This is a genomic window from Streptomyces sp. NBC_00425 (genome assembly GCF_036030735.1).
Classification (GTDB): Bacteria; Actinomycetota; Actinomycetes; order Streptomycetales; family Streptomycetaceae; genus Streptomyces.
This window is the reverse complement of the sequence record NZ_CP107928.1, coordinates 2,900,251-2,922,574: the sequence shown is the minus strand read 5'-3', so window position 1 is coordinate 2,922,574 and position 22,324 is coordinate 2,900,251. Positions and strand designations below refer to the sequence as shown.

Below are 22,324 nucleotides of genomic sequence, written 5' to 3'. Positions count from 1 at the left end.
TGACCTGGCCTTTTCCGAGACCCGTTCAAGCCGACATCTTTCCGATGACGCACCACGTGGAGTGCGTGGCGATCCTGGAGCCCAGCGCAAAGATCCTCTGACCTGCGACTTTCTTGGGTCTTTCAGGCGTGGTCGGTGGTGCTCGACCTGTTTCCCGAAGTTCACCGTGTGGAGCATGTCGTAGGTTCCCGCCACGTGGCTCACCTGCGGTTTCGCAGCAGGGGCGTGGGTCCAGAACGGTCTGCCTCAACTCCGTCAGAGACGGGTTCGGGAAATGTCTTGACGCTCGTTCGACGCTGTTTCTGACGGAGCGTGAGGTGGTTGTCCTGGATCAGATAGCGCGGGTCAATCGACTTGTCGGGCTTAACCCGTCGAGCAGCGCGTTATCAGCGCTCAGTTCGATCCGATCGCCAGCCGTCAGGCGCTCGACGACACCCCGTGGAACCGCGCACTGAATGAACTGGTGGGCGACCTGTGGACGGCCGCTGCCCTGTGGCAGTTCCGGCGGGATCCGGCACGGGCATGGCGCGCCGTGCCGCTCCCCGACGACACCTGCCTCCGGTCCTGGTCCGCGCGGACCAGGTCAGTGCCCTGCCGCTCACGGGCGGTCTGCTGCTGGGGGCCCTGCCGGAGGTCGTCTACGAGGAGGACGAGGTGCAACTGCAGCCGGGGGACACCCTGCTCATGTACACCGACGGCCTCGTCGAGCGGCGGGACACCGCGATGCACGAGTCCCTCAACCAGTTGCTGAGTCCGACACCGACGACGACACCTGCCTGATCGACATCGAGGTTTTTGAGGAGCAGCGGCCGTGACGGTCGCCCGTAGACCTGTCACGGTCCGGACGGGCCGTCACATGTCGTCGGCGAGGCGTTCGGCCAGGGCCCGCATCTCCGGGTCGTGGGGCCACCGGTCGGCGAGCGCCTGCACGGCCGCCTGTCGCAGTGCCCAGTCGGAGTCGTCGGCGGCCCGTTCCCGAAGCAGCGCCTCGGTAACGGGGTCGTGGCGCCAGCCGCCGGCCAGCGCCTCGACCGCCGCGCGCCGGCTCGTCGCCCCGGTGCCGTCGGTGACGATGCGCTGAAGCAGCTCGCCGGTCGCCCGCTCCTCGCGCCAGCCCGCGGCCAGGAGGTGGATCACTGTAGCGCGCAGGAAATCGTCGGGGTCGTCGACGGCGAGCCGACGCAGCAGATCGCGGGTCCGCGAGGTGCGGAAGCCAAGGACGAGGGCCCGGACGGCGGTCGTACGGACGTAGGAATCGGGGTCCTTCTCGGCCCGCTCACGAAGCACTTCCTCGGTCGCGGGGTCGTCGCGAAGGCTCGCGCCCAGCATCCGTATTGCCGTCGCTCGTACGTAGGTGGCGTCCGGGCCGACCGCGAGTCTGCGGAGCAGCAGCCGGATGTCCGGGTCGTCGCGCCATCCGGAGGTAAGGGCAAGAACAGCCATTTCGCGCGTCCTCGACTCACCCTGGCCGTCGGCGATTCGGCGCAGCACCGCTCCGGCCTCGGGGTCCCCCGGCCACAGAGAGCCCAGGGCCCACAGCGCGGCCTGCCGCACCGACTCGCTCGCCTGTGAGGCGGCGAGCCCGCACAGCCACGGCAGCGTACGCGGATCATCGCGCCATCCCGTGGCCAGAACCCGTACGGCGGCCACGCGGACGTCCGCGTCCGGGTGCGCTTCGGCACGCTCGCGCAGCAGCGGAGGAGTCCGCGCGTCGGCGCGACGCTCCACGACGAGTGGCCCGAGCGTGGTGATGCGCGGATCCTCCGGGGGTGCGGGAGAGGTCGCGAGGGCAGCGTCAGGGTGGACGGGTCCGGCCAGCATCCAGTCGAGCGTCCGCTTGGCGGTCTCGCGCAGCCACCTCTCGTTGGCCGGACTGGCGGCGACGTCCTCCAGCAGCTCCGCGGTCCGCGGGTCGTCGGGCCAGCCCTGGACCAGGACGGGAAACAGGTCAGCCCGCAGGTCCGGGTCCCGGTCGCGGGCGGCCCGTTCGCGGACGACGGCCCCGGCGTCGGGGTCGCCCGGCCAGCCGGAAGCGAGACACCGCACTGCGGTGAGGCGGACTTTGGAATCTGGGTCGTCGGCGGCGTACCGGCATATCGCGGCGTACGTCTCGGGTTCGTCGCGCCAGCCGCTGACGAGTGCACCCAAGGCGCCACGGCGCAGGTAGGTGTCGTCGTCGTTGAGCCAGCCTCGCAGCAAGTGTGCGGCGGACGGGGCCGTGCGACGGGCCAGGGCGAACAACCGGACCGAATGCTGCCTCGTCTCTCCATCGGGATCCGCTTCGGCGATTTCGCAGAGCAGCCGAGCCAGTCGCGGGTCCTCGGGCCGTTCCTGGATGAGCGCACGGAGGGCCTCGACTCTGGTGGCCAGTGCGGGGCCGAAGGCCGCCTGGCTGTAGAGGTCTTCGTAGAACTCGGGGTGGTCGCCCAGCAGCGCGGCGCCGACCTGTGCGGCCGGTGGTGCCTCGAACCAGGCGAAGTTCTCCCCCTCCCTCATGACACTGAGGAACTGACCGCGCGCCAGGTACCAGTCGCAATAGAGCCGGTGGACGGCGGGACAGCGTATGCCGAGCCGGGCGAGCACAGGCGGCAGGGTCTCCTCCACTGCGCGCATGACCGGCGAACCGGGGCGTTCCCGCTCCGCGACCACGTGCTCGATCAGCGCGATCACCGCGCTCACGACGGCGGAGCACTGGGCGGGCAGTGCGCCGGGGTCGCGGACCTCACCGAGGCAGCGGGCGGCGAGCACGATGTGGTGGGGGATCTCGGGCGAGGACGCCCCGGACAGGCGGACGAACCACAGCGGATCGGCCGCCAGGAGGTGGTCGACGATTCGTCCGGCGACCCGAGGTTCGACCATGCCTGCGGTGAGGACGAGGGATTCGTGCCGGGAGGGGTCGTTCCAGTGCTCGCCGTACTCCTGGTGAACGAGTGCGTCCTCGGTCAGGCTGCGCTCGACGGTGAGCCGGTGGTGGAGATCCGCCGCGTCGAGGTATTCCAGCAGCGCGCGATGGAGGAATCCGTACATCGCGCCGCCGAAGTGACTGAGGATCCCGTTGCGTACGCGGAACTCCTCCAGCATCGCGCGGGTGAGCGCCGGACAGCGATCGGGTGGGAGCTTGTCGCGCAGGTAACCGTCGAGTTCCGCGGTCAGCTCCGCGTCCGTCAGGAGGTTTCCGGCTGTCCCGCCCGCCCCGGTCTGCATCCGATGGGCCACGCGGCGCAGCAGCTCCATCCGCTCGCCGGCGCGCAGGCGCCCCGCGTCCTCGGCCACCCGCTTGTCGCGCGCGAACCGGCCCGGGTCCCACTGGGCGATGAACGCGCTTACGGTCTGTTCGAGCACCGCGCGCCGGTCCCTCGGCAGGTCCCGGTGTTCACCGCGAAGGGCCAGCATGGTGAGCATCAGCGGGTTGCCCGCGAGCTCAGCCGCTGCCGGTGTGTCGTCGATGGCGGCCAGCAGCCGCTCCCGCAGGCGGGCCGCCTCGGCGGGCTGTTCGGGGAAGGCCAAGCGGTACCAGCGGGTCACGAACGCGTCGATCCGCGCCCGGTCGAAGTCCCGCAGTACGTGGATGCGGAAGCCCTCGCGTTCGAGTACGGCGTGCTGGTAGTCGACGATCCGGGATGTCACCACGAGGCGGGCGTTCGGGTAGCGTTCCGCGAGCCCCGCGATCTCGCCGGTGACCTCCTCGCGCAGCCGTGGGTCGAAGACCTCGTCTAGCCCGTCGAAGATCAGTACTGCGCGGCCACCGGTACGCAGGTACGCGTCGAGCACGTTTTTCGGCAGGCCAGGCCCTTGGGTGTGGTGGAGGCGGTCGACGAGGTCGAGGAGTGTGCCGGTGCGCCACTGCGGGTCGGCGTACGCGCCGAGCTCCACCAGGAGCGGTAACGCCCCCGTGAGCGGCGCGAGATCCGCGTCCAACTCGTGGTCTTTGTCCATCGCGTCCGCGAGCGTCAGTGCGAGGTAGCGAGCCAGTGTCGACTTGCCGTGGCCCGGGTCGCCGAGCAGCACGATCCGGCGCGCGTCTTCTTGGGCCAGTACCTGGAAGGCGGGGCGGGTCCGGCCGTCGTCCAGCGGCCAACGGTCGGAGGCCGATGCGTCGGCGCGGCGGGCCGGCGGTGCGCCCAGCCCCCCACCCTGCGCCGGCGTCTCCGGACGAACGGCCGGGGCGACGAACACGTCCGTCAACCGGAGCAGGTCGGGGCGGACCGGCGAATGCGGGGAGGCGACTACGGCGAGCTGTGCGTGCCGTCGCCGCAGTTGGGCGATGTACGTCTTGCACGCGGCGTCGAAGCCGGCCGGGGCGGAGCGGGTGCGGCGTGCGGAAACGGCGGCCTTGTACCAGCGTCTCCACTGATCCTCATCGCCCAGCGTCGCGTTCTCCGGCCCAAATCCCTCAGCGTCGCTCGCCCGCTTGATCAAGTTTTTCAGCACGGGACTGAATGTGTCCCAACTCCCCGGGTGGTGGCCGCTGGCTCTCATCCAATCGCTGATAACTTGCCTGCTCAAAGTCTTCTCGCTGTCGGTGCCCCCCGACCTTTGTGCCCTCGCTGTCAGGTCGGCGCGTCCGGCGGCTTTCGCCACCGCGGTCAGGTCGGGGCCTCCGGCGGCTTCATGCAAATCCCGAAGCCGCTTGATGAACGCCAGCCGTGCCGCGCTTGGGACATTTCCGCCTGCCATGAGACTTCCCCTCCGGCGCGTCCTGCCGTCCGGTCCGGTCCGGTCCCGTCCGGGCCGGACAACTCGCAGAATCCGATCTGACCTGTGCCTTTGCACGGGTCGAGGTGAGCGGTCGCCAGCGGGGCGGCCTTGTTGCTGCTGAACTCAGGCGAGACCGACTGCGAGTACTTCCGATCGAGGAAAAGGAGTCTTCCATGAGCACCGCGATGATCACCCTGCTTTTCGGAATCTGCCTCGCCCTTCTGGCATCCGCCCTGTTCGCGGCCGTCGTCGGCTTGGCGGCCCGCATAGGAGGAGCGAGTCCCGCCTCGGCCTTTTCCCGGGCCGGTGACGCATTCATCAAGGCCCTGAATCTCACGCTGCTGATCATCGGCCTCGTCGTCACCGTCGCCGCCCGTTGAGGCAGCGGCGGTTCACCCCTGCTCGTCGCCCAGGAAGAGCGGCAGGCGGTGGACGCCGTAATGGACATGGTGTCGCGCATCTCGATGTCCCGCGCCGGCCGCGCGAGCCGGAGGCCGGGGAAGCGCCGGAACACTTCCTTGAGGGCGATCTGCATCTCCAGGCGCGCGAGCAGCTGGCCCGTGCACTGGTGGATGCCGAAGCCGAAGCCCAACTGCCCGCGCGCGGCCGGGTTGGCGATGTCGAGGGTGTCCGGGTCGGGGAAGCGGTGGGCGTCGCGGTTGGCGGCGACCAGGGATCCCATCACCGCCTCACCGGCCCTGATCACCTCTCCGGCCAGCTCGACGTCCTCCAGGGCGGCCCGGGTGGGACCCGCGTGGATGATGGGCTGGTACCGCATGAGCTCTTCCACGGCGTGCTCGGTGAGGCCGGAGTAGTGGCGCGGGTCATGATGAGCCAGATTGCCTCTGGGGTGAGGACGGAGCCTGCTGGGGCAACTGGTCGTGCCAACTCGGTCTGGCCCGAGTGGGCGGGACGGACCGTCGACCGTGACGCTCGTTTGACGCTCTGAGCGCACTCACGCTGCGCGCCGAGCCCAGAAAGATACTCTGACCTGGCAATTTCCGTGACTTAATCAGGCCGACATCTTTCCGATGACGCACCACGTGGAGTGCGTGGCGATCCTGGAGCCTGTCGCAAAGGGAGTCTGACTGCGGTTTTGTTGCTCTGGTGGTTTGCTCGACCTGTTTCCCACCGTGCAGCGGTTCGAGCCGACGGATCGATCTTTGAGAGCTCTCTGCCCTGTAAATTCCTGAGCGAGGCGCTTGCAACGGCGACGCCTTCAAGTGGCTCTTGCGGAGATTCTTGACGCTCGGATGACGCTCGAATGGGAAGTCTCTACTGGACCTCCGCGGTAGCGATGCGCACGGCCGCCTGGTCCCACGCTCCGCGGAGCCGAGGACGCGGCCCGACCGCGCCGCTTGATACCAGCCTGGTATCATCTCTGTATGGCGATGACACTTCGACTCCCCGACGACCTGGACGCGAAGCTCACCGAGCGGGCTCGTCGGGAGGGTCGCAGCAAGCAGGAACTTGCCATTGAGGCCATCCGTGACGCCCAGAATCGGGCCGAGCTGAAGGTCGACGACGTCCTGGCCGAACTCATGGACAGCGACGCGGAGATCCTGGACTACCTGAAGTGACGGACGTTCGCTACATCCAGATCGACGAGATCCTGGCCATCGCTCGCACGGTCAACGGTACCGAGCACAGCGTGCGTGACATGGGACTTCTGGTGTCGGCGATCGAGCGACCCCGGACGAACGTGTTCGGAGCCGAGTTGTATCCCACGCTGCACGAGAAGGCGGCGGCACTGCTGCACTCCGTTGCCCGCAATCACGCGCTGATCGACGGCAACATGCGCACCGCCTGGCTCGCCATGCGTGTCTTCCTGCGGTTCAACGGCGTCAGCGCCAGTACCGCCCCGCCGGCCGTCTCCGTTGCCGGCCCGTTCGTGGAGGAAGTCGCGCAGGACAACATGGAGGTACCGGCCATCGCCAAGCGCCTCTCGACCTGGTTCCCCATCTCCTGACGTTCGACGTCGTGCGGTGGGGGACGAAAGGGTGATCTGGGCTCCATCCATTCCGTCGGCAGACTGATCCCGTTCTCTTGGGATCTGGCGTGCGGGGGCAGCCAGCGCTCGACGTCGGGTCGGCGCAGGTCCTTCAGCCGCCCCTCGACGACCCGAGGGGCGAGCGGCATGAAGACGTAAGCGGAGTGTTCGTCGTCGAGTACAGCCGCTTCTTCTGACAGTTCGAGGGGCGCTTGGTGCTGCGTTCGTCGTCTCGGAACCGTGGTTCGCGCGAAACGTGCCATGCGAGGGCCTCTCGACGAAAGCGCGCGGCGGCACGACGATGGCCTTCGACCAGAGCTCACACCATGGCCCCCGAACACGGCCTGGTTGGGTCCCGCCGTCTTGCATTTCTCCTTGTGACGAGACCAATTGGCCCTGCAATGCCACCTGTACGCGTGGTAGAGGACCGAGCCATTGGCGAGCAGCTCTGTCGGCTTGGGAGTCATGACGCTCGTTCGACGCTCCAGGATCCGACAGCCGACTCGAAGGAGCGATGAACGCCCTCTGAACCGGTACTTTCCCCTCCCTCGGTAAGCGTCGGCGTGGATCTCGAACGGCCGAGTGAGTTCAAGCGGCTGCATGGCCGGCCGCCCCCTCGGCAACGGATTCACCGATGCGCTCAGTCACGGCCACCGCCTACCGAGTCCGCCGCCGGGTCGTGGACCGCCCGTGTCCCGTTGCCAGGACGGCCGGGACGACAGCGGAAGACCCCGGCCCGTGAACACGACCGCGGTCTTCCGCTGTGCGAAGCCGCCGGCGGTGGCGGCGGCTCGGCTCAGTCGGCGGCGAGCATGTGGGCGGGGGCGATCCGGGACAGCCGCCGGATCGGCACCGTCAGAGCCGCCACCACCAGGGCGGTCGCCGCGAGCGTGGCCAGCAGTGCGGCGCCGGCGACCGGGAACAGGTGACCGTGCAGCACGCCCCGGCCGAGGGTCAGCACCCCGGCCAGACCGGCCGCCGCACCGGACAGGCCGCCCAGCAGAGCCAGTCCGATTCCCTCGTAGAGGGTCAGCTTCGCCAGCTCGCGGTTGGTCCAGCCGGTCGCCTGCAGCACCGCGAGATCGGCGGCGCGTTCGCGCTGCGAGATGACCAGGACGTCGATGGCGCCGGCGGCGCCCAGCAGCAGGGAGAGGGCGACGCTGAGGTAGTCGGCCTCGCGCGCCTGCGCCACCACTGCACTGCCGAGCAGCGACCCGGCCACCTCGCCCCGGAAGGCCAGCGTCAGGGCGAGCAGCACAGTGAAGGCGGCCACTCCCAGCGCCAGGCCTGCCGCACCCAGCAGCGTGCGGCCCCGCACCCGCAGCAGGTTGAGCATGGCCAGTCCGGCCACCGAACGCACCGGGTGCGCGCGGCGGACCGCCGTCACCGGGGGGCGGACGGCTTCCATCGGTCCCAGCCGGGTGGCGAGCAAGGCGGGGATCAGGCCCGCCGCCGTGGCCAAGAGGAGCGCCACCGGGAGCACGAGGAGTGACTTGGCGCCGGCTTCGGGCTGGCCCAGCACCCGGCCCAGCACGTACGCGAGCACCGTGCCCACGGCTCCGGCGGCGAGGCCGATCAGCGCCAGTTCGGCGAGGACCAGGCGGAGCACTTCGCCACTGCTCCAGCCGAGGCAGCGCAGCGTGCCGATCTCGATGCGACGCGAGCGCACCGAGGCCAGCGCCGCCTGGCCGAGGAAGAGCGCGCACACGACGAGGACCAGCACGAAGAGCACCGCGCTCTTGGTGTCCACCGCCCGGAGAATGCGCAGTGCCACGCCCTTGGCGACCCAACGCTCCGTCACCTGCGCCGAGGCGCTCAGTGCCACCGTCTGCGGTGCGGGCGAGCTGCCGACGGTGACGTCGACCTGGAGCCGGGGGTAGGCGGCCCGGATCGCCCCGGCCACGGCGTTCACCCGCGCCCGGGAGGCGGTGTCGACGCCGGTCACTCCGGCCACCCGGACCCTGATCGCGCTGACTGGCGCCTTGTCCTGGAGGCTCGGGACCCGACGGCTCTTGGTGAGCGCGGTGATGGAGTCCATCGTCGTCAGCATGGTGGGCGGCGGGCTGACGTAGCCGCCCAGGTTGCGGTCGGGCTGCAGCGGCTTGCCGTTGAGCCTCGCTCGGGTCGCGCTGTCCGCACCGGTGACCTGTGGCGTCTGGTAGGTCTCCAACGGGGCGTCGGACAGGGGTGAGAAGCCGGGCAGTCTGCCGGTGTCGTATCGGCCGACCAGGTGGACGAAGGGATTGGGCAGGCGTCCGGAGTCCACGCCGTCGCAGGTTCCCAGCCCGATGCAGTTCGTGGAGGCGTGACTGGTCACCTTCCGGTACTGGGTGCCCCGGTGGTTCTCTTCGGGGACGCCTGGGAACGGCTGCTGGTTCGTGTTGGTGATCCACAGGCTGGGCTTCTGCGGCGGATGCGGCTGCGCGGCGAGGTCGCCGTCGGAGGTCCGGTGGTAGGCGACCGGGCCGACCGTCCAGTAGCTGCCGGTGTCGAACGAGTCCTCGGTCAGTGCCTTCCGGTAGCCCTTGCTCAGGTCGACCCGGGTTCTGCCCACCGTCGTGCCGTGCAGGTTTCGGACGAAGCTGTTGGCTGTCGGGTTGCCCAGTTTCGAGGGCAGCTCGGCCGGGTCGCCGACGTCGAGCCGCTCGACGGTGGCGTCGAGCGTGCCGGTGGTCAGCGGGTTGTCGCTGAGCAGCGCCGGTATGTAGCGGTCGTGCTGTCCGTGGACGCTCTTGGCGCCCGACACCCTCCACGGCTTGTCCTGCTCGGTGAGCATCCGGCCTGAGACGATGGTGTCGCCCAGGCCCACCAGCCGGTCCTCGGCCACCGGGTCGATGGCGGACAGCAGCACGGGGTAACTGACCGGAACGTCGATGGTGGCCTTGTCCTGGCTGGACTGGCAGTTCATCCGCGAACTCAGGTCGGGGTCGAACGGCGACCTGTCCCTGAGGTCCTCGGCGATGATGTTCGGCTTCAAGGGCAGTTCCAGGTTGAACTCGGTCTGCTCGGTCTTGTCCCGGTTGAAGTAGAAGCAGACGTCGTACTTCCCCTTGATCCGGTACCGCTGGGTGCTCTTGTCGGCCGCACCTGTTTCCAGGGTGTCGGACTCGAAGAGGCCGTCCGACTCCGATGCCGACGTCAGGGGGGAGCGGGTGAGGTAGACGTACTCGTCCGAGGTGCGGTAGTTGCCCAGTCCGGAGGTGAGGGTAGGTCGGATGCGCAGGATCTGCCGGGACGCCTTGCCGTCCAGGAAGCGGGACACGTCCACCGTGACGGTGCTCGCCACCATGAGGTAGCCGATGTTGGCGACCGGCGCGGCCACGTCGACCCCGGCCATGCCGCGGATGCGCCGGTACTGGTCGACGGTGATGCCGCCGAACGTGCCGGACAGGAAGTTCGGCGTGACCAGACCGCTGCGCCGCTCCACGTCCGTCTGCGAGTCGGGCGGGCGTACCAGGACGTCGTACGCGGAGCGTGCGTTCTTCCGTACCGTGCCCACGGTGGTCGCCTGGCTCGTGCTCACCGTCGCGGTCAGCAGGGTGAAACTGGTCGCCGCCACCAGGATCCCGGCAGCCAGGGCCAGCGCGCGCCCGCGTCGCCGCCGTAGCTGATCGAGAATCATCGCCATCACGGCCGCAGGCCCCCCAGCCGGTGCAACACGTCGCCGGACGGGGTGATCCGCTGGTCCGAGGTGATCCTGCCGTCCTGCAGCCGCACCACCCGGTCACCGCCCGCGGCGACCTCCGCGTCGTGCGTGGCGATCAGCATCGTCATCCCGTAGCGCTCGCGCAGCGACATCAGCAGGTCGATGATCTCCCGCCCGATGACGCTGTCCAGGTTGCCCGTGGGCTCGTCGGCCAGTAACAGTCCCGGCCGGTTGACCAACGCCCGTGCGACGGCGACGCGTTGCTGCTGGCCGCCCGACAACTGCGAGGGCAGGGCGTCGGCCCGCTGCTCCAGTCCGACAGCTTCGAGCAGCTCCATGCCGCGCGCACGCCGGTCGAAGTCCACCCTGCGCGGCAGGACGGGGGCGAGCACGTTGTCCAGCGCGGTCAGCGCGGGCAGCAGGTGGAAGCGCTGGAAGACGAAGCCGACACGCCGCCGGTGACGGTCCAGATCCCGGGGTATCAGTTGTGTGCCGTCGATCTCGATGTGCCCCTCGTCGGGCTGGTCCATGCCGCCCGTCACATGCAGGACGGTGGATTTGCCAGCGCCGGACGGCCCGGTCAGCATCACCACCTCGCCGGCTGCGACCTCCAGATCGATCTCGTCCAGAGCGGTCAGCCCGGGATACCGGCGACTCACCCCGCGCAACGTCACGCTCACAGCCATTGATGCAGCCTCGCCCTCGTACATCGCGCACGCACATCGCCGCCCCTGCATTGCGACAATTCAGGGGTATGTTGTCACAATGTAGAAGGGACGTGTATGCCGCTCCACCACGCCGTGCTCGCGCTGCTGACCCGGCGACCGAATCACGGATACGAACTCAAGGCCCGGTTCGAGGAGGCCGTCGGCCCGCAGTGGGGTGGCCTGAACATCGGTCACCTCTACCAGATCCTCGAACGGCTGGTCCGTGACGGCTATGTCTCGCGCTCGCAGGTCACGCAGACCGACCGGCCCGACAAGAACCTCTACACGCTCACCGAAGCGGGCGATGCCGAGCTGCGCTCGTGGGCGACCACCGCCTGGGTGCGCGTCGGCGGCTTTCGCGACGAGCTGTTCCTGAAACTCCTCGGCGCTGTCGCGCTGGGCCCGCAGGCCCTGGCCACACTGATCGAGGCGCAGCGGCAGACGTACCTGTCGGAGCTCGCGGGCCTGACGCAGCAGCGCCGCGCCCACGCCGACGAGCCGCTGGTCGCCGTCCTGATCGACGCCGCCATCGCGCACACCAAGGCCGACCTCGGACTGCTGGACAGCGCCGCACAGCATCTGGGCCCGCTCGCCACGGCACAGAGCGCTCAGGCGCCGGAGCGCTCAACCTCACGGGTACGGGGCGACGCCGACGAGGCTCCGAGGGGCAGGGCGGGATGAGAGGGGGCCGTACGCGCGGGGATGGATTGTCGACCGTGACGCTCGTTTGGCGCTCTGGTCTCCCGCAGGCGGGACAGCGAGTCGATAAATGGCCTCTGATCTGGCCTTTTCCGAGACCCGCTCAAGCCCATATCTTTCCCATGACGCACCACGTGGAGTGCGTCGCGATCCTTGAACCGGTCACGAAGGGCTCCTGAACTGCGGTTTTGTGCATGCGCATTATGTGCGGTTCCATGACTACCTCGCCTCCGACAAGACGCTCAAGAGCATGCCGATCACGGGTTCCGATTCGACGAGGGAGCCCGACCTGCTCGCGACTCGGCTCGTCGGCTCGTCGGCTCGCCGGTGCGGCCGTGTCCGTGCCGCCGCCATAGGTGCTCGACTTCAACTCCTGCGCGGAACCTGCGAGTCGGGGTAGGCCGGGTTCTGCACCCAAGTGTCCGTGGTCGCCGCGAGCGTCGAGGTCGGGTCGGCCGTCACCGGGCAAGTCGCGGTCGCCAGGGAGTCCTTGTCCAGGGGGTGAGCCCCAGGGTCTGCGAACCGTCCGCCGCAGTCTCGACCCTCGTGTCCAACTGCTCCTGGTGCGCCGGTGACGTGACTCGCCGCAGTCAGGATCAGGGCCATGACGCAGCCGAGGACCACCCGGATGGTCGCCTGGGCCTGAGGCTGGCCGCGCTTCAGCGAGGCAGCAGGACGTCGACCTGCCTGCGGATGTCCTGCACGATCTCCTCGATGCTCAAGGCGATGTTCACGCTCGCCGCCATGCTGAGGAACATCACGGCGGACACGATGTGTGCCAGCGTCGCGGCGTCGCCCTCTGCGACCCGCTCGTCTCGGCGCAGCACGGCGGCGACGGCCTCCTCGGTCTGCGCGACGATGGCCAGTGCCGCGCCGTGCCGGGGCTCCTCGGGGTCGCCGAAGACCATCTCTCGCAGGTAGGTGCGTCCGTTGTCGATCTGGATGCGGTTGCACTCGACGATCGGCCGGACGATCGCCAGCACCGCGTCCAGCACGCCGGGGACGGTCTCGGCGTCCGCCCGGCCCTGCTCAAGTGCTTCGACGTACTTGGCGTTCTGGACAAGGAGGAGGAGTTCGCCCTTGGTCTTGGCGTAGAGGAACAGGGTCCCGGTGCCGATGTCGGCCTTGTCGGCGATCTGCTGGGTCGTGACGTCATCGACGCCGTGTTCGGCGAACAGCTCAGTGGCGGCAGCGACGATGCGGTCGAGTTTTTCCTGCTTGTTCCGCTCGCGCCGTCCGACCGACCGGGGGGCGACAGGCATGGCGGTGTCCTCCAGAAGTAGATTCTGACTGTAATCAGTTATGATTGCAGTCATTACTGCGTGGGCTCGAATGTGGCTCCGCTCATTCTCCCACGACAGGGAGAGGAGTCATTGGTCCGTCCGTGTACAGCCACGCACTCCACACCCCCTTGGAGAGAAGGAACCAATGCCCTCTTTTGATGGAGCAGTCGTCCTCGTCACCGGCGCCAACGGCGGTATCGGCACGCACTTCGTCCACGACGCCCTGGCTCGCGGTGCCGCCAAGGTCTACGCGACCGCCCGTTCACCCCGCGCCTGGGACGATGAACGCATCGTCCCCCTGACCCTCGACGTCACCGACCCCGCGTCGATCGACGCGGCCGTCGCCGCCGCGGCGGACGTCACCGTGCTCGTCAACAACGCGGGCGCCATCCCGCCGAGCGCGAGCCTGCTGGACGTCACCGAGGCGGACATCCGGGCGAACATGGAGACGAACTTCTTCGGACCGGTCTTCCTCGCCCGCGCCTTCGCACCGGTCCTAGCCGCCAAGAAGGGGGCAGTCCTCATCGACGTGCACTCCGTTGCCAGCTGGTACGCCTTCGGCGGCGCCTACAGCGCGTCCAAGGCAGCACTGTGGTCGGCCACCAACTCGCTGCGCATCGAGTTCGCACCCATGGGCGTCCACGTGACAGGTGTGCACATGGGCTACGTCGACACCGATATGGCCGCGCACGCCGACGGCCCCAAGATGCTGCCGACGCAGCTGGTGACGACGGTCTACGACGCCGTCGAAGCCGGAGAATACGAGGTTCTGGCCGACGATTTGACCAAGGGGGTCAAGGCGGCTCTGAGCGGCCCGGTCGAGGCGCTTTACCCGGACCTGCACAGCACGGACGCCTGAGCTTGTTCTTCGGTCCCGACGTGATCTCTTCGCGTCGGGACCCCGTGATCCATGGCGTTCGAACAGTTGGCCGGCCGCTGTCGAGAAGGGGTGCACCGTCGCGGCCGTCGGGCCGTGGATGACATCGGCGGTCGATCCGCAGCAGCCCGATCCGACCACGATGCCGAAGACGTCGGAAATCAGGTGGGCCCCGCGACAACAGAGGACGGACGCGGCATCGGCTGCGTCCGTGCTCGCTTTCCGATGGGTGTCAGCGTTGCTGGTTGGCGATGCCGATGTAGTGCCCGAGCCGGTACTCGAAGTCGAGGCCGGCCTGTTCGACGACAGCCTGCGTGCCGGCGGCGCGGGTGAGGAACCCGGGGAGGGTGAGGGAGTGGGCGAACTCGCCGTACGCGGCGACCAGGTCCGCGTCCGGGGGCAGGGTCGCCCGGTTGATCTGGGCTTTGGCCGAGGCGAGTGAGGTGCGGTCGAAGGAGGCGAGCCGGGCGGCCACGGTGGCGACGAAGGCGTCGAGTTCGCTGTCGGGGAGGGCGCGGGTGACCCAGCCCCAACGCTCGGCGGTGTCGGCGTCGTAGTCGTCGCTGGTGAGGATGGCTTCCAGGGCGCGGTCGCGTCCGATGGCCCGGGGCAGGCGTTCGCTGCCGCCACCGCCGGGCAGCAGTCCGCTGCCGACCTCGGGCTGCCCGAAGAGCGCTCTCTCGCGACTGGCGTAGCGCAGATCGAGGGCGAGGGCGAGCTCGTTCCCGCCGCCGCGGGTGCGTCCACGGATGGCCGCGATCGTGATGTACGGCGCTCTGGAGAGTTCCAGGACCAGATTCGTCCATGCCGGCACCGCGTCCGGATCTTCGGAGGCGGGGAAGTCGGCGGCGGCGGCCAGGTCGAAGTGGTTGTAGAAGAAGTCGGGGGTGGCGCTGTCGAACAGCACGACCTGGATGTCCGGGTCCGTCGCCAGTTCGGTGACGATCTCGATGAGGCGCAGGACGGTCTCGCCGACGATGAGGTTGACGGGCGGGTTGGCGAAGGTGATCTTCGCGATCTGCGGTGAGGTGCGCTCGTATTGGATGGTGCTCTGCTGCTCGCTCATGGCTGGCTCCAGACGCGTGAGGGATTATCAGACGGCGACGGGGGCGCGAGGAGGGCCAGGAAGCCGGGGCGGATGGATTCGCCGAGCAGATCCGGCGGTCCCGCTCCCCCTCTGCGCGCCGCTCACTCCTCGTAGCGCGGGAGGATCTCGCCGTTCTTGACGTAGGTGAGGGCGGCGGTGACGTCGTAGGCGTGGATCGCGGAGACCTGCGGTGCCAGCCGGTCGGACAGGTCCTCGATCGCGTTGCCGGCGAAGAAGGCGTCCCGTGCCGCGGTGTCGGTGAACCCGAGGCTGACCGAGGCGTGGAAGTGCTGGTCGTGGGGGTTGTCGTGGGCGACGTCCGGGGTGTCCCAGAGCTTCTTCGTCCAGGGCAGGAACGTCTGCGTGCGCAGTTCCGTCAGCACTCCGGTGCCGGCGAGCGCGGGGGCGAGCTGCTCGTTGACGAACTTCCGGAAGGCGCCGGCGCCGACCCCGTCTCTGCGGCGGAGGTAGATCAGCGCGCGGGCGCCGACTGCCTGTCCGGGGCCTGCGACGTCGTACCAGCGGGATGAGTTCGGCGGGCCGGCGTAGAGCAGGGTGCGGCGGAACACGTTGATCTCGTCGGCGTAGGCCAGCTTCGTCTGCTTGCGCCCTTTCAGGGGTGCGAGCGCGGATTGGAAGGTGACTTCCGCGACGCCGTCGATTTTCCGGTCGGCGGGGATCGCGGTCTGGACTCCGTCGGTGGCCGGCCACAGGCCCGTGTTGTGCTCGGCGAGGTGGATCTGCCGGTACTCCTCCAGGCCCGGGGTGGCGGAGATGATCCCTGAGTGCGGGCCCTTCCAGTGGTCCATGCCGGTCTGGCGGGGCTGGTCGGTGCGCACCCACAGCAGGATCGAGGAGGTGAGAGGCTTCTTCACTGCCAGGGGCGCGGCGACCGGTGACGTGCTCATGATGTTGCCCTTCTCTTCCTGGCCCGACGCGTTGTCATGGGGCGAGGAACTTGACCGCCACGGGGGCGAACCGGTCGTGGTACTGGAAGATGCCGCCGTGCCCGGAGTCGGGGTAGATGATCAGCTCGCTGCCCTTGATGCGGTGGTGCAGGTCCTCCGACAGGACCGACGGCACCATGCGGTCGTTGTCGCCGTTGGCGATCAGGGTGGGCTGCGTGATCGACGACAGGTCGTCGGGAGCGGAGCGCCCCCACTTCTTGATGGCCTTCAGCTGCGTCTGGAACGCCTTGGTCTTGATGTCCGCGTCGCGGTCGACGGTGCGCTCCTTGAGCCGGTTGACGAAGGCGCGTGCGGCGGGCTTGCCGGTGGCATTGCGGTTGAAGAACAGGAACTCCTTGGGGTCCGAACGGGTCAACGTGGCGCGCAGGATGTCCCAGTAGGTGACTCTGGCGACCTTGTCCATGTCCTTGCCGCCCTTGGGCCCGGTGCCGGTGAGGACCAGCTTGCGGACGAGCTCGGGGTGCTTCACCACCAGGGCCTGAGCGACCATGCCGCCGAGGGAGAAGGAGAAGACGTCGATCTTGTCGTACCCGAGCGCCTTGATGAAGGTGTAGGCGTCGTCGGCCATCGCCTCGACACTGTCCGGCACCTGACCGGTGGACGCCCCGACACCGCGGTTGTCGAAGGCGATGACGTGACGGCCCTTCGCGATGGGGTCGACGATGCGCGGGTCCCAGTTGTCCAGGGTCGCGGCGAGGTGGACGAAGAAGACGACGGGGATACCGCCCTTCGGACCCAGCTCGCGGTAGGCGTAGGTGACGCCACCGGCGTTGACGGTGCGGGCCGGGGCCTTCGCGTAGGAGGTGATGACGGCTTCGTTCGGCGTGTCGGTGCTGCTCATGACGGAGTCTCCTTGCGTGTGCTGTGTCGCTGTGTGTTTCGTGTCGCCCGTCGCGGTTGCGGCGGGTCAGCTGTTGCCGATGACGGCCTTGCCGCGGATGCCGCCCTGGGACAGGGACTGCAGCGCCTGCGGGGTCTGGTCGAAGGGGAACACCTTTCCCACGACCGGGCGCACCGCGCCCTGGTCGATGAGGGTGGTGATCTGGCGGAGCTGGTCGCCGCTGGAGCGCATGAACAGGAACTCGTACGTCACGCCGAGCTTCTTCGCCTGCCTGCGGATCTTGCCGCTCAGGCCTGCGACCGCCAGGCGCAGCAGCGGATTCAGACCGGCCTCGCGCGCGAACCCGGGGTCCGGGGGACCGGCGATCCCGATGGCCTTGCCGCCGGGCTTGAGCACCCGCAGGGACTTCTCGAGGGTCTCCCCACCGAGGCTGTCCAGCACCAGGTCGTAGCCGGTCAGGAGCTGCTCGAAGTCCTGGGTGCGGTAATCGATCACCGTGTCCGCGCCGAGCGCGCGCACGTAGGCCGCGTTGGAACCGCCGGCGGTGGTGGCGACGCTCGCGCCGAGGTGCGCGGCGAGCTGGATCGCGATCGAACCGACCCCGCCGGCGCCGGCGTGGATGAGAACCTTCTGCCCGGGCCGCACCCGCCCGCGCTCCACCAGCGCCTGCCACGCCGTGAGCGCCGCCAGCGGCAGCGAGCCGGCCTCTTCCATGCTGATCGAGGCGGGCTTGAGCGCCAGGTCGCCCTCCGCTACGGCGATGCGCTCGGCGAACGTGCCGATGCGGTCCTGGTGGGGCCGGGCGTAGACCTCGTCTCCGGGCTTGAACCCGCGAACCGCCGTCCCGACGCGGACGACGGTGCCCGCGACGTCGTTGCCCAGGATCAGCGGCAGCTTGTAGGGCAGGATCTGCTTGAACTCACCGGCGCGGATCTTCTCGTCCAGCGGGTTCAGCCCGGCAGCCTCCACCCGGACCAGCACGTCGTGCTCCCCCACGGTGGGCTCGGGGACGTCCGCCTCCCGCAGCGGCTCCTTGTACTTGGTGACGACGAACGCTCGCATGGGGCGTCTCTCCTTGCCTTCATCCTATTTATCCAGGTCTGAGACCAAGTCGGCCAATTCGGCGCGACACCTGGGGTCTCGCCTCACTCAATTAATCCGAGTAGGCTCAACTATGAGTGTGCTCAGAATTATTGTCAAGGGAGGCCCCATGGGACGCGGCCACATGCCGATCGGGCGCCGCGAGCGGGCCAAACAGGCCAAGCGCGAGCGCATCATGACCGCGGCCCGCGAGCTGTTCGTCGAACACGGCGTCAGCGGGGTCACGACGCAGCAGATCGCCCACCGGGCCGACGTCGCGATCGGCACCCTCTACCTGTACGCGTCCACGAAGGCCGAGTTGCTGATCATGGTGCAGAACGAGAAGTTCGCCGCCGCCGTCGATTCCGGCCTCGCCGCCGCGAACGCCGCCGTCGGACAGGGCCCGCTGGAGCGGGTCATCGCCCTCATCCGCCCCGTGGTGGAGTGTGTGAGGGAGCACATCGAGAACGGCCGCGCATACCTGCGCGAACTCGTCTTCGGCGACCCGGCCGAGCCATACCGGCAAGCGGGCCTGACCCTTGCCGGCCGCCTCGAGGACGGCATCACCGGCCTGCTCACCAGCGACGGGTACTTCGATGCCGCCGACGCGGCGACGCTGGCGCGAGTGATCACCGCGATCATCCACATCGGCACCACCGCCACCGTGTACCTGCACCGCAGCGACGAAGCCGTCCTCGCCGACATCCGCGACCAGATCCACGCCACCTTGGCACCCCGCCACCGCGCCGCATGACCACTCGCTCCACGAGCCGGCCATCGAACACCCTGGAAAGGGGTACCTCATGAGCACGCCCTACGGCGTCGTCGCCCTCGGCGCCGGCCCGAGCGGGTACGTCGCCGCGATCCGTGCCGCGCAACTCGGCGAGACTATCCAGCCCTGGTCCAGGGCCGCGTGCAAAGCGCCGCGTCCACGCCGGTACTCGGCTGCCATCGACCGTCCCTGTCGTGTGACTGCCTCACGCACCGGTTCGGCGACGTGGCGGACGGGCCGGAGGGCGTGCGGTGTTGCGCCTGCGACATGACGGAGGCCAAACGGCAGGTCATCCGGCCGTTGCTGACCACTCCGGCATGGCTGGAGGGGTGGGGCGGGAGGCCGGAGTGCTACCGCCACCGCGTGCTGCTGGGATTGCGGAGATTGCCTACCTACGTGGCGTCGGGTCCCAGTCGCTCACTCAGTTCCTGTCCCCAGGGTTCCGGGTCGAGGCCCGTGTGGTGCGGTCAGGGCTTTGTGGGTCGACTCCAGGATCTTCTCCGACAGTTCTGTGCCCGCCGTGGCCCGGGCGAGCAGGATCGCGCCGACCAGCGTGGCCACCATGGGAAGGCCGTCGTCGGCGTCGGTGGACATCCACGCGGCGAATTCCTGGACTCCGGCCGCGTACGTTTCGCGCAACTCTCCGGCTGTGGGCTCGCGAGCCATGTCCCCTGCGAATCCCGCGGTGGGGCAACCGGTGCCGGGCTGGTCACGGTGCTCGGCCGACAGATAGAAGTCGACGAGGGCGCCGCGCGCGGTGTCGTGATCGCCGTGGGTCGTGTCGAACCCTGCCAGGAGTACGTCGAGGTCCCCGAAAGCGGCTTGAGCAGCCTCGGTCACCAGGGCGTCCTTGGAGGGGAACTGCTTGTAGAAGCCGCCCGTGGTCAGCCCGATGGACTTCATGAGGTCGGCGACGCTGATGCCGTTGACGCCGCGCTCCCGGAAGAGCTGGGAGGCCGCGGCGACCGCGCGCCTGCGGTTCTCGAGCGCTTGTGCCTGCGAAACGCGACTCATCAGTCACCTGCTCACGTTAGATAATTGAATGTATCTATCGTATGCGAAGCGTTGGGCTGTCGGCAGTGGCGCCCTTTTCCGTACGCCTCTCCTCGCTGCCGCGCGGCGAGGAGCTCGTGCGCCCGCTCCGGCCTCCGGTCGTGGGCGGTGGGCGGTGGGCGGTGGGCGGTGGTCGGCGGTGTCGCGGGCTGTTGACCGGGCGACGTTAGATAGCTACCGTAATCTAAATCGGGGACCGATGCTCTGGCCCCAAACACGCATCCGCCAGCCCAGAAAAGAGACCCACCCAGGACCACGCAGAACAAGACCGCCGTCGTCACCGGCGCATCCGCCGGCCTGGGTGCCACCTACGCGCAGCGGCTTGCCGACCGGGGTTACGACCTGATCCTGGTGGCCCGGAACGCCGCGCGGCTGGAAACGCTGGCGTCGGACATCCGCAGCCGCACGGGCCGTGCGGTGGACGTCATCTCCGCCGACCTCACCGATGCGGCGCAGATCTCGGTGGTCGAGGAGCGTCTGCGGACCGACGAGAGCATCGAGGTACTGATCAACAACGCCGGCGGGGGGCTGTTCACCCCGCTGACAACCTCCGACGCGGCGGCCTCCGAGGCGCTGATCAACCTCAACGTGACCTCGCTGACCAGGTTGACCACCGCGGTCCTGCCGGGGCTGACGGCCCGCGGACGCGGCACCGTGGTGAACGTCTCCTCTGCTCTGGCTCTCAACATCCTGCCCGTCAGCGCCGTCTACAGCGGCACCAAGAGCTACGTGTTGACGTTCACCCAGGCCCTGCAGCAGGAGCTCGCCGAGAGCCCCGTCGTGGTGCAGGCCGTGCTGCCGGGCGCCGTCCGCACGGAATTCTGGGACGGCTCCGGCGCCGACCTCGGGGCGTTCCCCGACGAGTGGATCATGAGCGCGGGCGACGTCGTCGACGCGGCGCTCGCCGGGCTCGACGCCGGGGAGCCCGTCACCATCCCGTCACTGCCCCAGATCAGCGACTGGGAGTCGTTTGAGAAGGCGCGTCAGGCGCTCGTCCCGAACCTGTCGCTGAAGATCCCGGCCGATCGCTACCGCGGCTGACCGCCGCTTCGACTCCCGTACGGGAGTCCCTCCCGCCGGTTCGACCTGAATCCACTGTCCATCGCCGGGGCGGAGCCGCTCCGTCCATCCACATCGGAGAAGCACATGTCTTCCTCGAACGCCGAAGCCCAAGCGTCCACCGCCGACTTGCACCGGCTTGCCGATGAGTACGTCAAGCTCGTCAACCTGCGTGACCTCGACGCCCTGTTCGCCCTGTACGCGCCGGACTTCCGCAACCACGCCGCCGACGGCACCGCCACCGGCCTCGAGGAGACCCGCGCGGTGCTGGCGTCGTTCCTCGACGCGGTCCCCGACTTCGCCGCCACGCCGGTCCGTGTCGTCGCCGAGGACGATTGGTTCGCGATCAGCTTCATCCTCACCGGCACGAACACCGGGCCCTTCAACGGCACTCCCGCCACCGGCCGATCGATCAACGTGCTGGAGCTCCGCATGTTCAAGGTGGCCGACGGGAAGCTCACCGAGCACTGGGGCCTCATCGACCTGGCGACGCTCCTCGCCCAGTTGCAGTCCTGAGAGGGTCGTACGTGAGTTGATGTCTGTTCCACCCTTTTGGGAGGAGCAGGCGGGCCGGCCGCAGCACTGCCGGGCGGCTACGGCCGCGGCTGGGCGAACAAGCCCTGCTCGGTCTCGACCGAGGTTCCGCGCTCGATCAGCCGCTTGAGCTTCAGGCGGGTGTTGTTGACGCTGTTGGGCGCGATCTCCAGGTCCGTCGCCTCGCACACCCGCCGCGCCCGCAGCGGCGCGTCGGCCGAGGCGAACAGCGCCATGATCTGCCGGTGGGCCCGTTGGTGCGGTCCGCCGCGACCCAGACGCCGACCTCGTCCCCGACCTGGTGCAACGCGACTTCACCGCACCCGCGCCGAACCGGCTGTGGGTCACCGACCTGACCATGATCCCCACCCTGGAGGGGCCACCGGTGGCTGTCGGCGATCCGCGACGCCTGGTCTACGGGATCATCAAGGCCGGCGCCGACTCCTTCACCGACACCAAGGTGATGGTCGCCCTGTTCACTGGCGTTGTCGCATCGGTCGCTTTCGTACTGGTGGAGCGGAGCAGCTCCAGCCCGATGCTGGACCTGACACTGTTCCGCAGCCCCTCCTTCACCGCCACCGCACTGATCGCCATGATCAGTTTCCTCGGGCTCATCGGGTTCTTCTTCGCCCTCAGCCTCTACTTCGGCATGGTCCAGCAGCCCAGCACCCTCGAATCGGCCTGGCGGCTGCTGATGGTGTGCATAGTGCCGATGGTCCTCGGCGTCCCCATGGGGCGCCTGGTGCACCGGGTGTCTCCTCGGGTACTACCCGCTCCCTGGGCCGACCCCGGCTGTTCAGCGGGTTGGGTGAGCTGACGTCCTGACGACAGAAAGATGCCGCTGACCTGCAAGGACGCGAGTGACGAGTTCGTATCAGGTGCTGCCGCACAGCCTCGCGGACGCTGGAGCCGGCCGGGTCCCGCGCGGGTGCTGCGGTCCAACGACGGATCCGCCGTTACCGCGCAGACTGTGATGCGGGCGTCGCCGGTGGCGTCGACTCCGTCGAGGCCCCGCGCCCCGCACGTCTCC

The 22,324-nt window shown here is 68.8% G+C and carries 19 protein-coding genes and 2 pseudogenes; 10 read left to right on the top strand and 11 right to left on the bottom strand.

The features are described from left to right. Positions 1 to 522: 522 nt before the first annotated feature. Complete coding sequence (locus OHS82_RS12170; RefSeq protein WP_443061776.1) at positions 523 to 780, top strand: SpoIIE family protein phosphatase; 258 nt, start codon at positions 523 to 525, stop codon at positions 778 to 780. A 72-nt stretch (positions 781 to 852) separates the two neighbouring features. Here OHS82_RS12170 and OHS82_RS12165 read toward each other — a convergent pair whose 3' ends face one another. Next, a complete protein-coding gene (locus OHS82_RS12165) occupies positions 853 to 4,431 on the bottom strand; it encodes a HEAT repeat domain-containing protein (RefSeq protein WP_328433860.1) in 3,579 nt (1,192 codons plus the stop codon). Between the two features lie 440 nt (positions 4,432 to 4,871). Here OHS82_RS12165 and OHS82_RS12160 point away from each other — a divergent pair, with 440 nt between their 5' ends. Further along, positions 4,872 to 5,078, top strand: coding sequence for a hypothetical protein (locus tag OHS82_RS12160; RefSeq protein ID WP_328436184.1), 207 nt, complete (start codon positions 4,872 to 4,874; stop codon positions 5,076 to 5,078). Positions 5,079 to 5,257: 179 nt separating this feature from the next. On the opposite strand, the pseudogene OHS82_RS12155 reads toward OHS82_RS12160, so the two are convergent. Beyond that, a pseudogene (locus OHS82_RS12155) lies at positions 5,258 to 5,476 on the bottom strand (cytochrome P450); the annotation flags it as partial. Positions 5,477 to 6,083: 607 nt separating this feature from the next. Between OHS82_RS12155 and OHS82_RS12150 the strand changes: the two are divergent. Then, complete coding sequence (locus OHS82_RS12150; RefSeq protein WP_037672007.1) at positions 6,084 to 6,278, top strand: ribbon-helix-helix protein, CopG family; 195 nt, start codon at positions 6,084 to 6,086, stop codon at positions 6,276 to 6,278. Further along, a complete protein-coding gene (locus tag OHS82_RS12145) occupies positions 6,275 to 6,667 on the top strand; it encodes a type II toxin-antitoxin system death-on-curing family toxin (RefSeq protein WP_057575523.1) in 393 nt (130 codons plus the stop codon). Before OHS82_RS12150 ends, OHS82_RS12145 begins: the two co-directional genes overlap by 4 nt. An 817-nt stretch (positions 6,668 to 7,484) precedes the next feature. On the opposite strand, the gene OHS82_RS12140 is transcribed toward OHS82_RS12145, so the two are convergent. Together OHS82_RS12140 and OHS82_RS12135 are read right to left on the bottom strand one after the other, a co-directional pair. Beyond that, the gene (locus OHS82_RS12140; protein WP_057576204.1) at positions 7,485 to 10,310 is read right to left on the bottom strand and encodes an FtsX-like permease family protein; all 2,826 of its coding nucleotides are present in this window, start codon (positions 10,308 to 10,310) and stop codon (positions 7,485 to 7,487) included. 5 nt (positions 10,311 to 10,315) lie between these two features. Beyond that, entirely contained in the window at positions 10,316 to 11,020 is a 705-nt protein-coding gene (locus OHS82_RS12135) for an ABC transporter ATP-binding protein (protein WP_057575525.1), read from the bottom strand. Between the two features lie 96 nt (positions 11,021 to 11,116). Between OHS82_RS12135 and OHS82_RS12130 the strand changes: the two genes are divergently transcribed. Further along, the gene (locus OHS82_RS12130; RefSeq protein ID WP_057575527.1) at positions 11,117 to 11,722 is read left to right on the top strand and encodes a helix-turn-helix transcriptional regulator; all 606 of its coding nucleotides are present in this window, start codon (positions 11,117 to 11,119) and stop codon (positions 11,720 to 11,722) included. Between the two features lie 677 nt (positions 11,723 to 12,399). Here the strand turns inward: OHS82_RS12130 and OHS82_RS12125 are convergent. Further along, positions 12,400 to 13,002 carry a TetR/AcrR family transcriptional regulator gene (locus tag OHS82_RS12125; protein ID WP_057575528.1) on the bottom strand — a complete coding sequence of 201 codons (603 nt, stop codon included), beginning with the start codon at positions 13,000 to 13,002 and terminating at the stop codon, positions 12,400 to 12,402. A 166-nt stretch (positions 13,003 to 13,168) separates the two neighbouring features. Here OHS82_RS12125 and OHS82_RS12120 point away from each other — a divergent pair, with 166 nt between their 5' ends. Then, entirely contained in the window at positions 13,169 to 13,882 is a 714-nt protein-coding gene (locus tag OHS82_RS12120) for an SDR family oxidoreductase (protein WP_057575530.1), read from the top strand. A 250-nt stretch (positions 13,883 to 14,132) separates the two neighbouring features. On the opposite strand, the gene OHS82_RS12115 is transcribed toward OHS82_RS12120, so the two are convergent. The 4 genes from OHS82_RS12115 to OHS82_RS12100 all read right to left on the bottom strand — a co-directional run bounded on the left by OHS82_RS12115 (position 14,133) and on the right by OHS82_RS12100 (position 17,858). Then, on the bottom strand, positions 14,133 to 14,966 hold the full coding sequence (locus OHS82_RS12115; RefSeq protein ID WP_328433859.1) for an enoyl-CoA hydratase/isomerase family protein: 834 nt from the start codon (positions 14,964 to 14,966) through the stop codon (positions 14,133 to 14,135). A 122-nt stretch (positions 14,967 to 15,088) separates the two neighbouring features. Further along, positions 15,089 to 15,895 carry a strictosidine synthase gene (locus OHS82_RS12110; RefSeq protein WP_328433858.1) on the bottom strand — a complete coding sequence of 269 codons (807 nt, stop codon included), beginning with the start codon at positions 15,893 to 15,895 and terminating at the stop codon, positions 15,089 to 15,091. Positions 15,896 to 15,929: 34 nt separating this feature from the next. Then, on the bottom strand, positions 15,930 to 16,796 hold the full coding sequence (locus tag OHS82_RS12105) for an alpha/beta fold hydrolase (protein ID WP_328433857.1): 867 nt from the start codon (positions 16,794 to 16,796) through the stop codon (positions 15,930 to 15,932). A gap of 66 nt (positions 16,797 to 16,862) precedes the next feature. Continuing rightward, positions 16,863 to 17,858, bottom strand: coding sequence for an NADP-dependent oxidoreductase (locus OHS82_RS12100; protein ID WP_057575538.1), 996 nt, complete (start codon positions 17,856 to 17,858; stop codon positions 16,863 to 16,865). A 148-nt stretch (positions 17,859 to 18,006) separates the two neighbouring features. Here OHS82_RS12100 and OHS82_RS12095 point away from each other — a divergent pair, with 148 nt between their 5' ends. Then, entirely contained in the window at positions 18,007 to 18,630 is a 624-nt protein-coding gene (locus OHS82_RS12095; RefSeq protein WP_057575540.1) for a TetR/AcrR family transcriptional regulator, read from the top strand. A 435-nt stretch (positions 18,631 to 19,065) separates the two neighbouring features. On the opposite strand, the gene OHS82_RS12090 is transcribed toward OHS82_RS12095, so the two are convergent. Next, positions 19,066 to 19,662 (bottom strand): TetR/AcrR family transcriptional regulator, encoded by a 597-nt coding sequence (locus tag OHS82_RS12090; RefSeq protein WP_328433856.1) that lies wholly within the window; start codon positions 19,660 to 19,662, stop codon positions 19,066 to 19,068. 243 nt (positions 19,663 to 19,905) lie between these two features. Here OHS82_RS12090 and OHS82_RS12085 point away from each other — a divergent pair, with 243 nt between their 5' ends. Beyond that, on the top strand, positions 19,906 to 20,742 hold the full coding sequence (locus tag OHS82_RS12085) for an SDR family NAD(P)-dependent oxidoreductase (RefSeq protein WP_328436056.1): 837 nt from the start codon (positions 19,906 to 19,908) through the stop codon (positions 20,740 to 20,742). Positions 20,743 to 20,847: 105 nt separating this feature from the next. After that, positions 20,848 to 21,276 (top strand): ester cyclase, encoded by a 429-nt coding sequence (locus tag OHS82_RS12080; RefSeq protein ID WP_328433855.1) that lies wholly within the window; start codon positions 20,848 to 20,850, stop codon positions 21,274 to 21,276. 77 nt (positions 21,277 to 21,353) lie between these two features. Here the strand turns inward: OHS82_RS12080 and OHS82_RS12075 are convergent, their stop codons facing one another. Next, positions 21,354 to 21,530 (bottom strand): hypothetical protein, encoded by a 177-nt coding sequence (locus OHS82_RS12075; protein ID WP_328433854.1) that lies wholly within the window; start codon positions 21,528 to 21,530, stop codon positions 21,354 to 21,356. A 56-nt stretch (positions 21,531 to 21,586) separates the two neighbouring features. On the opposite strand from OHS82_RS12075, the pseudogene OHS82_RS12070 reads away from it, so the two are divergent. Continuing rightward, positions 21,587 to 22,111, top strand: a pseudogene (locus OHS82_RS12070) (hypothetical protein); the annotation flags it as partial. Positions 22,112 to 22,324 lie beyond the last annotated feature (213 nt).

Excerpts from the sequence above, each read along its gene's own strand:
- OHS82_RS12170 (WP_443061776.1), top strand. The coding sequence starts at position 523 with ATGGCGCGCCGTGCCGCTCCCCGACGACACCTGCCTCCGGTCCTGGTC.
- OHS82_RS12160 (WP_328436184.1), top strand. The coding sequence starts at position 4,872 with ATGAGCACCGCGATGATCACCCTGCTTTTCGGAATCTGCCTCGCCCTT.
- OHS82_RS12150 (WP_037672007.1), top strand. The coding sequence starts at position 6,084 with ATGGCGATGACACTTCGACTCCCCGACGACCTGGACGCGAAGCTCACC.
- OHS82_RS12140 (WP_057576204.1), bottom strand. The coding sequence starts at position 10,310 with ATGATTCTCGATCAGCTACGGCGGCGACGCGGGCGCGCGCTGGCCCTG.
- OHS82_RS12135 (WP_057575525.1), bottom strand. The coding sequence starts at position 11,020 with ATGGCTGTGAGCGTGACGTTGCGCGGGGTGAGTCGCCGGTATCCCGGG.
- OHS82_RS12130 (WP_057575527.1), top strand. The coding sequence starts at position 11,117 with ATGCCGCTCCACCACGCCGTGCTCGCGCTGCTGACCCGGCGACCGAAT.
- OHS82_RS12125 (WP_057575528.1), bottom strand. The coding sequence starts at position 13,002 with ATGCCTGTCGCCCCCCGGTCGGTCGGACGGCGCGAGCGGAACAAGCAG.
- OHS82_RS12120 (WP_057575530.1), top strand. The coding sequence starts at position 13,169 with ATGCCCTCTTTTGATGGAGCAGTCGTCCTCGTCACCGGCGCCAACGGC.
- OHS82_RS12115 (WP_328433859.1), bottom strand. The coding sequence starts at position 14,966 with ATGAGCGAGCAGCAGAGCACCATCCAATACGAGCGCACCTCACCGCAG.
- OHS82_RS12110 (WP_328433858.1), bottom strand. The coding sequence starts at position 15,895 with ATGAGCACGTCACCGGTCGCCGCGCCCCTGGCAGTGAAGAAGCCTCTC.
- OHS82_RS12105 (WP_328433857.1), bottom strand. The coding sequence starts at position 16,796 with ATGAGCAGCACCGACACGCCGAACGAAGCCGTCATCACCTCCTACGCG.
- OHS82_RS12100 (WP_057575538.1), bottom strand. The coding sequence starts at position 17,858 with ATGCGAGCGTTCGTCGTCACCAAGTACAAGGAGCCGCTGCGGGAGGCG.
- OHS82_RS12095 (WP_057575540.1), top strand. The coding sequence starts at position 18,007 with ATGGGACGCGGCCACATGCCGATCGGGCGCCGCGAGCGGGCCAAACAG.
- OHS82_RS12090 (WP_328433856.1), bottom strand. The coding sequence starts at position 19,662 with ATGAGTCGCGTTTCGCAGGCACAAGCGCTCGAGAACCGCAGGCGCGCG.
- OHS82_RS12080 (WP_328433855.1), top strand. The coding sequence starts at position 20,848 with ATGTCTTCCTCGAACGCCGAAGCCCAAGCGTCCACCGCCGACTTGCAC.
- OHS82_RS12075 (WP_328433854.1), bottom strand. The coding sequence starts at position 21,530 with ATGGCGCTGTTCGCCTCGGCCGACGCGCCGCTGCGGGCGCGGCGGGTG.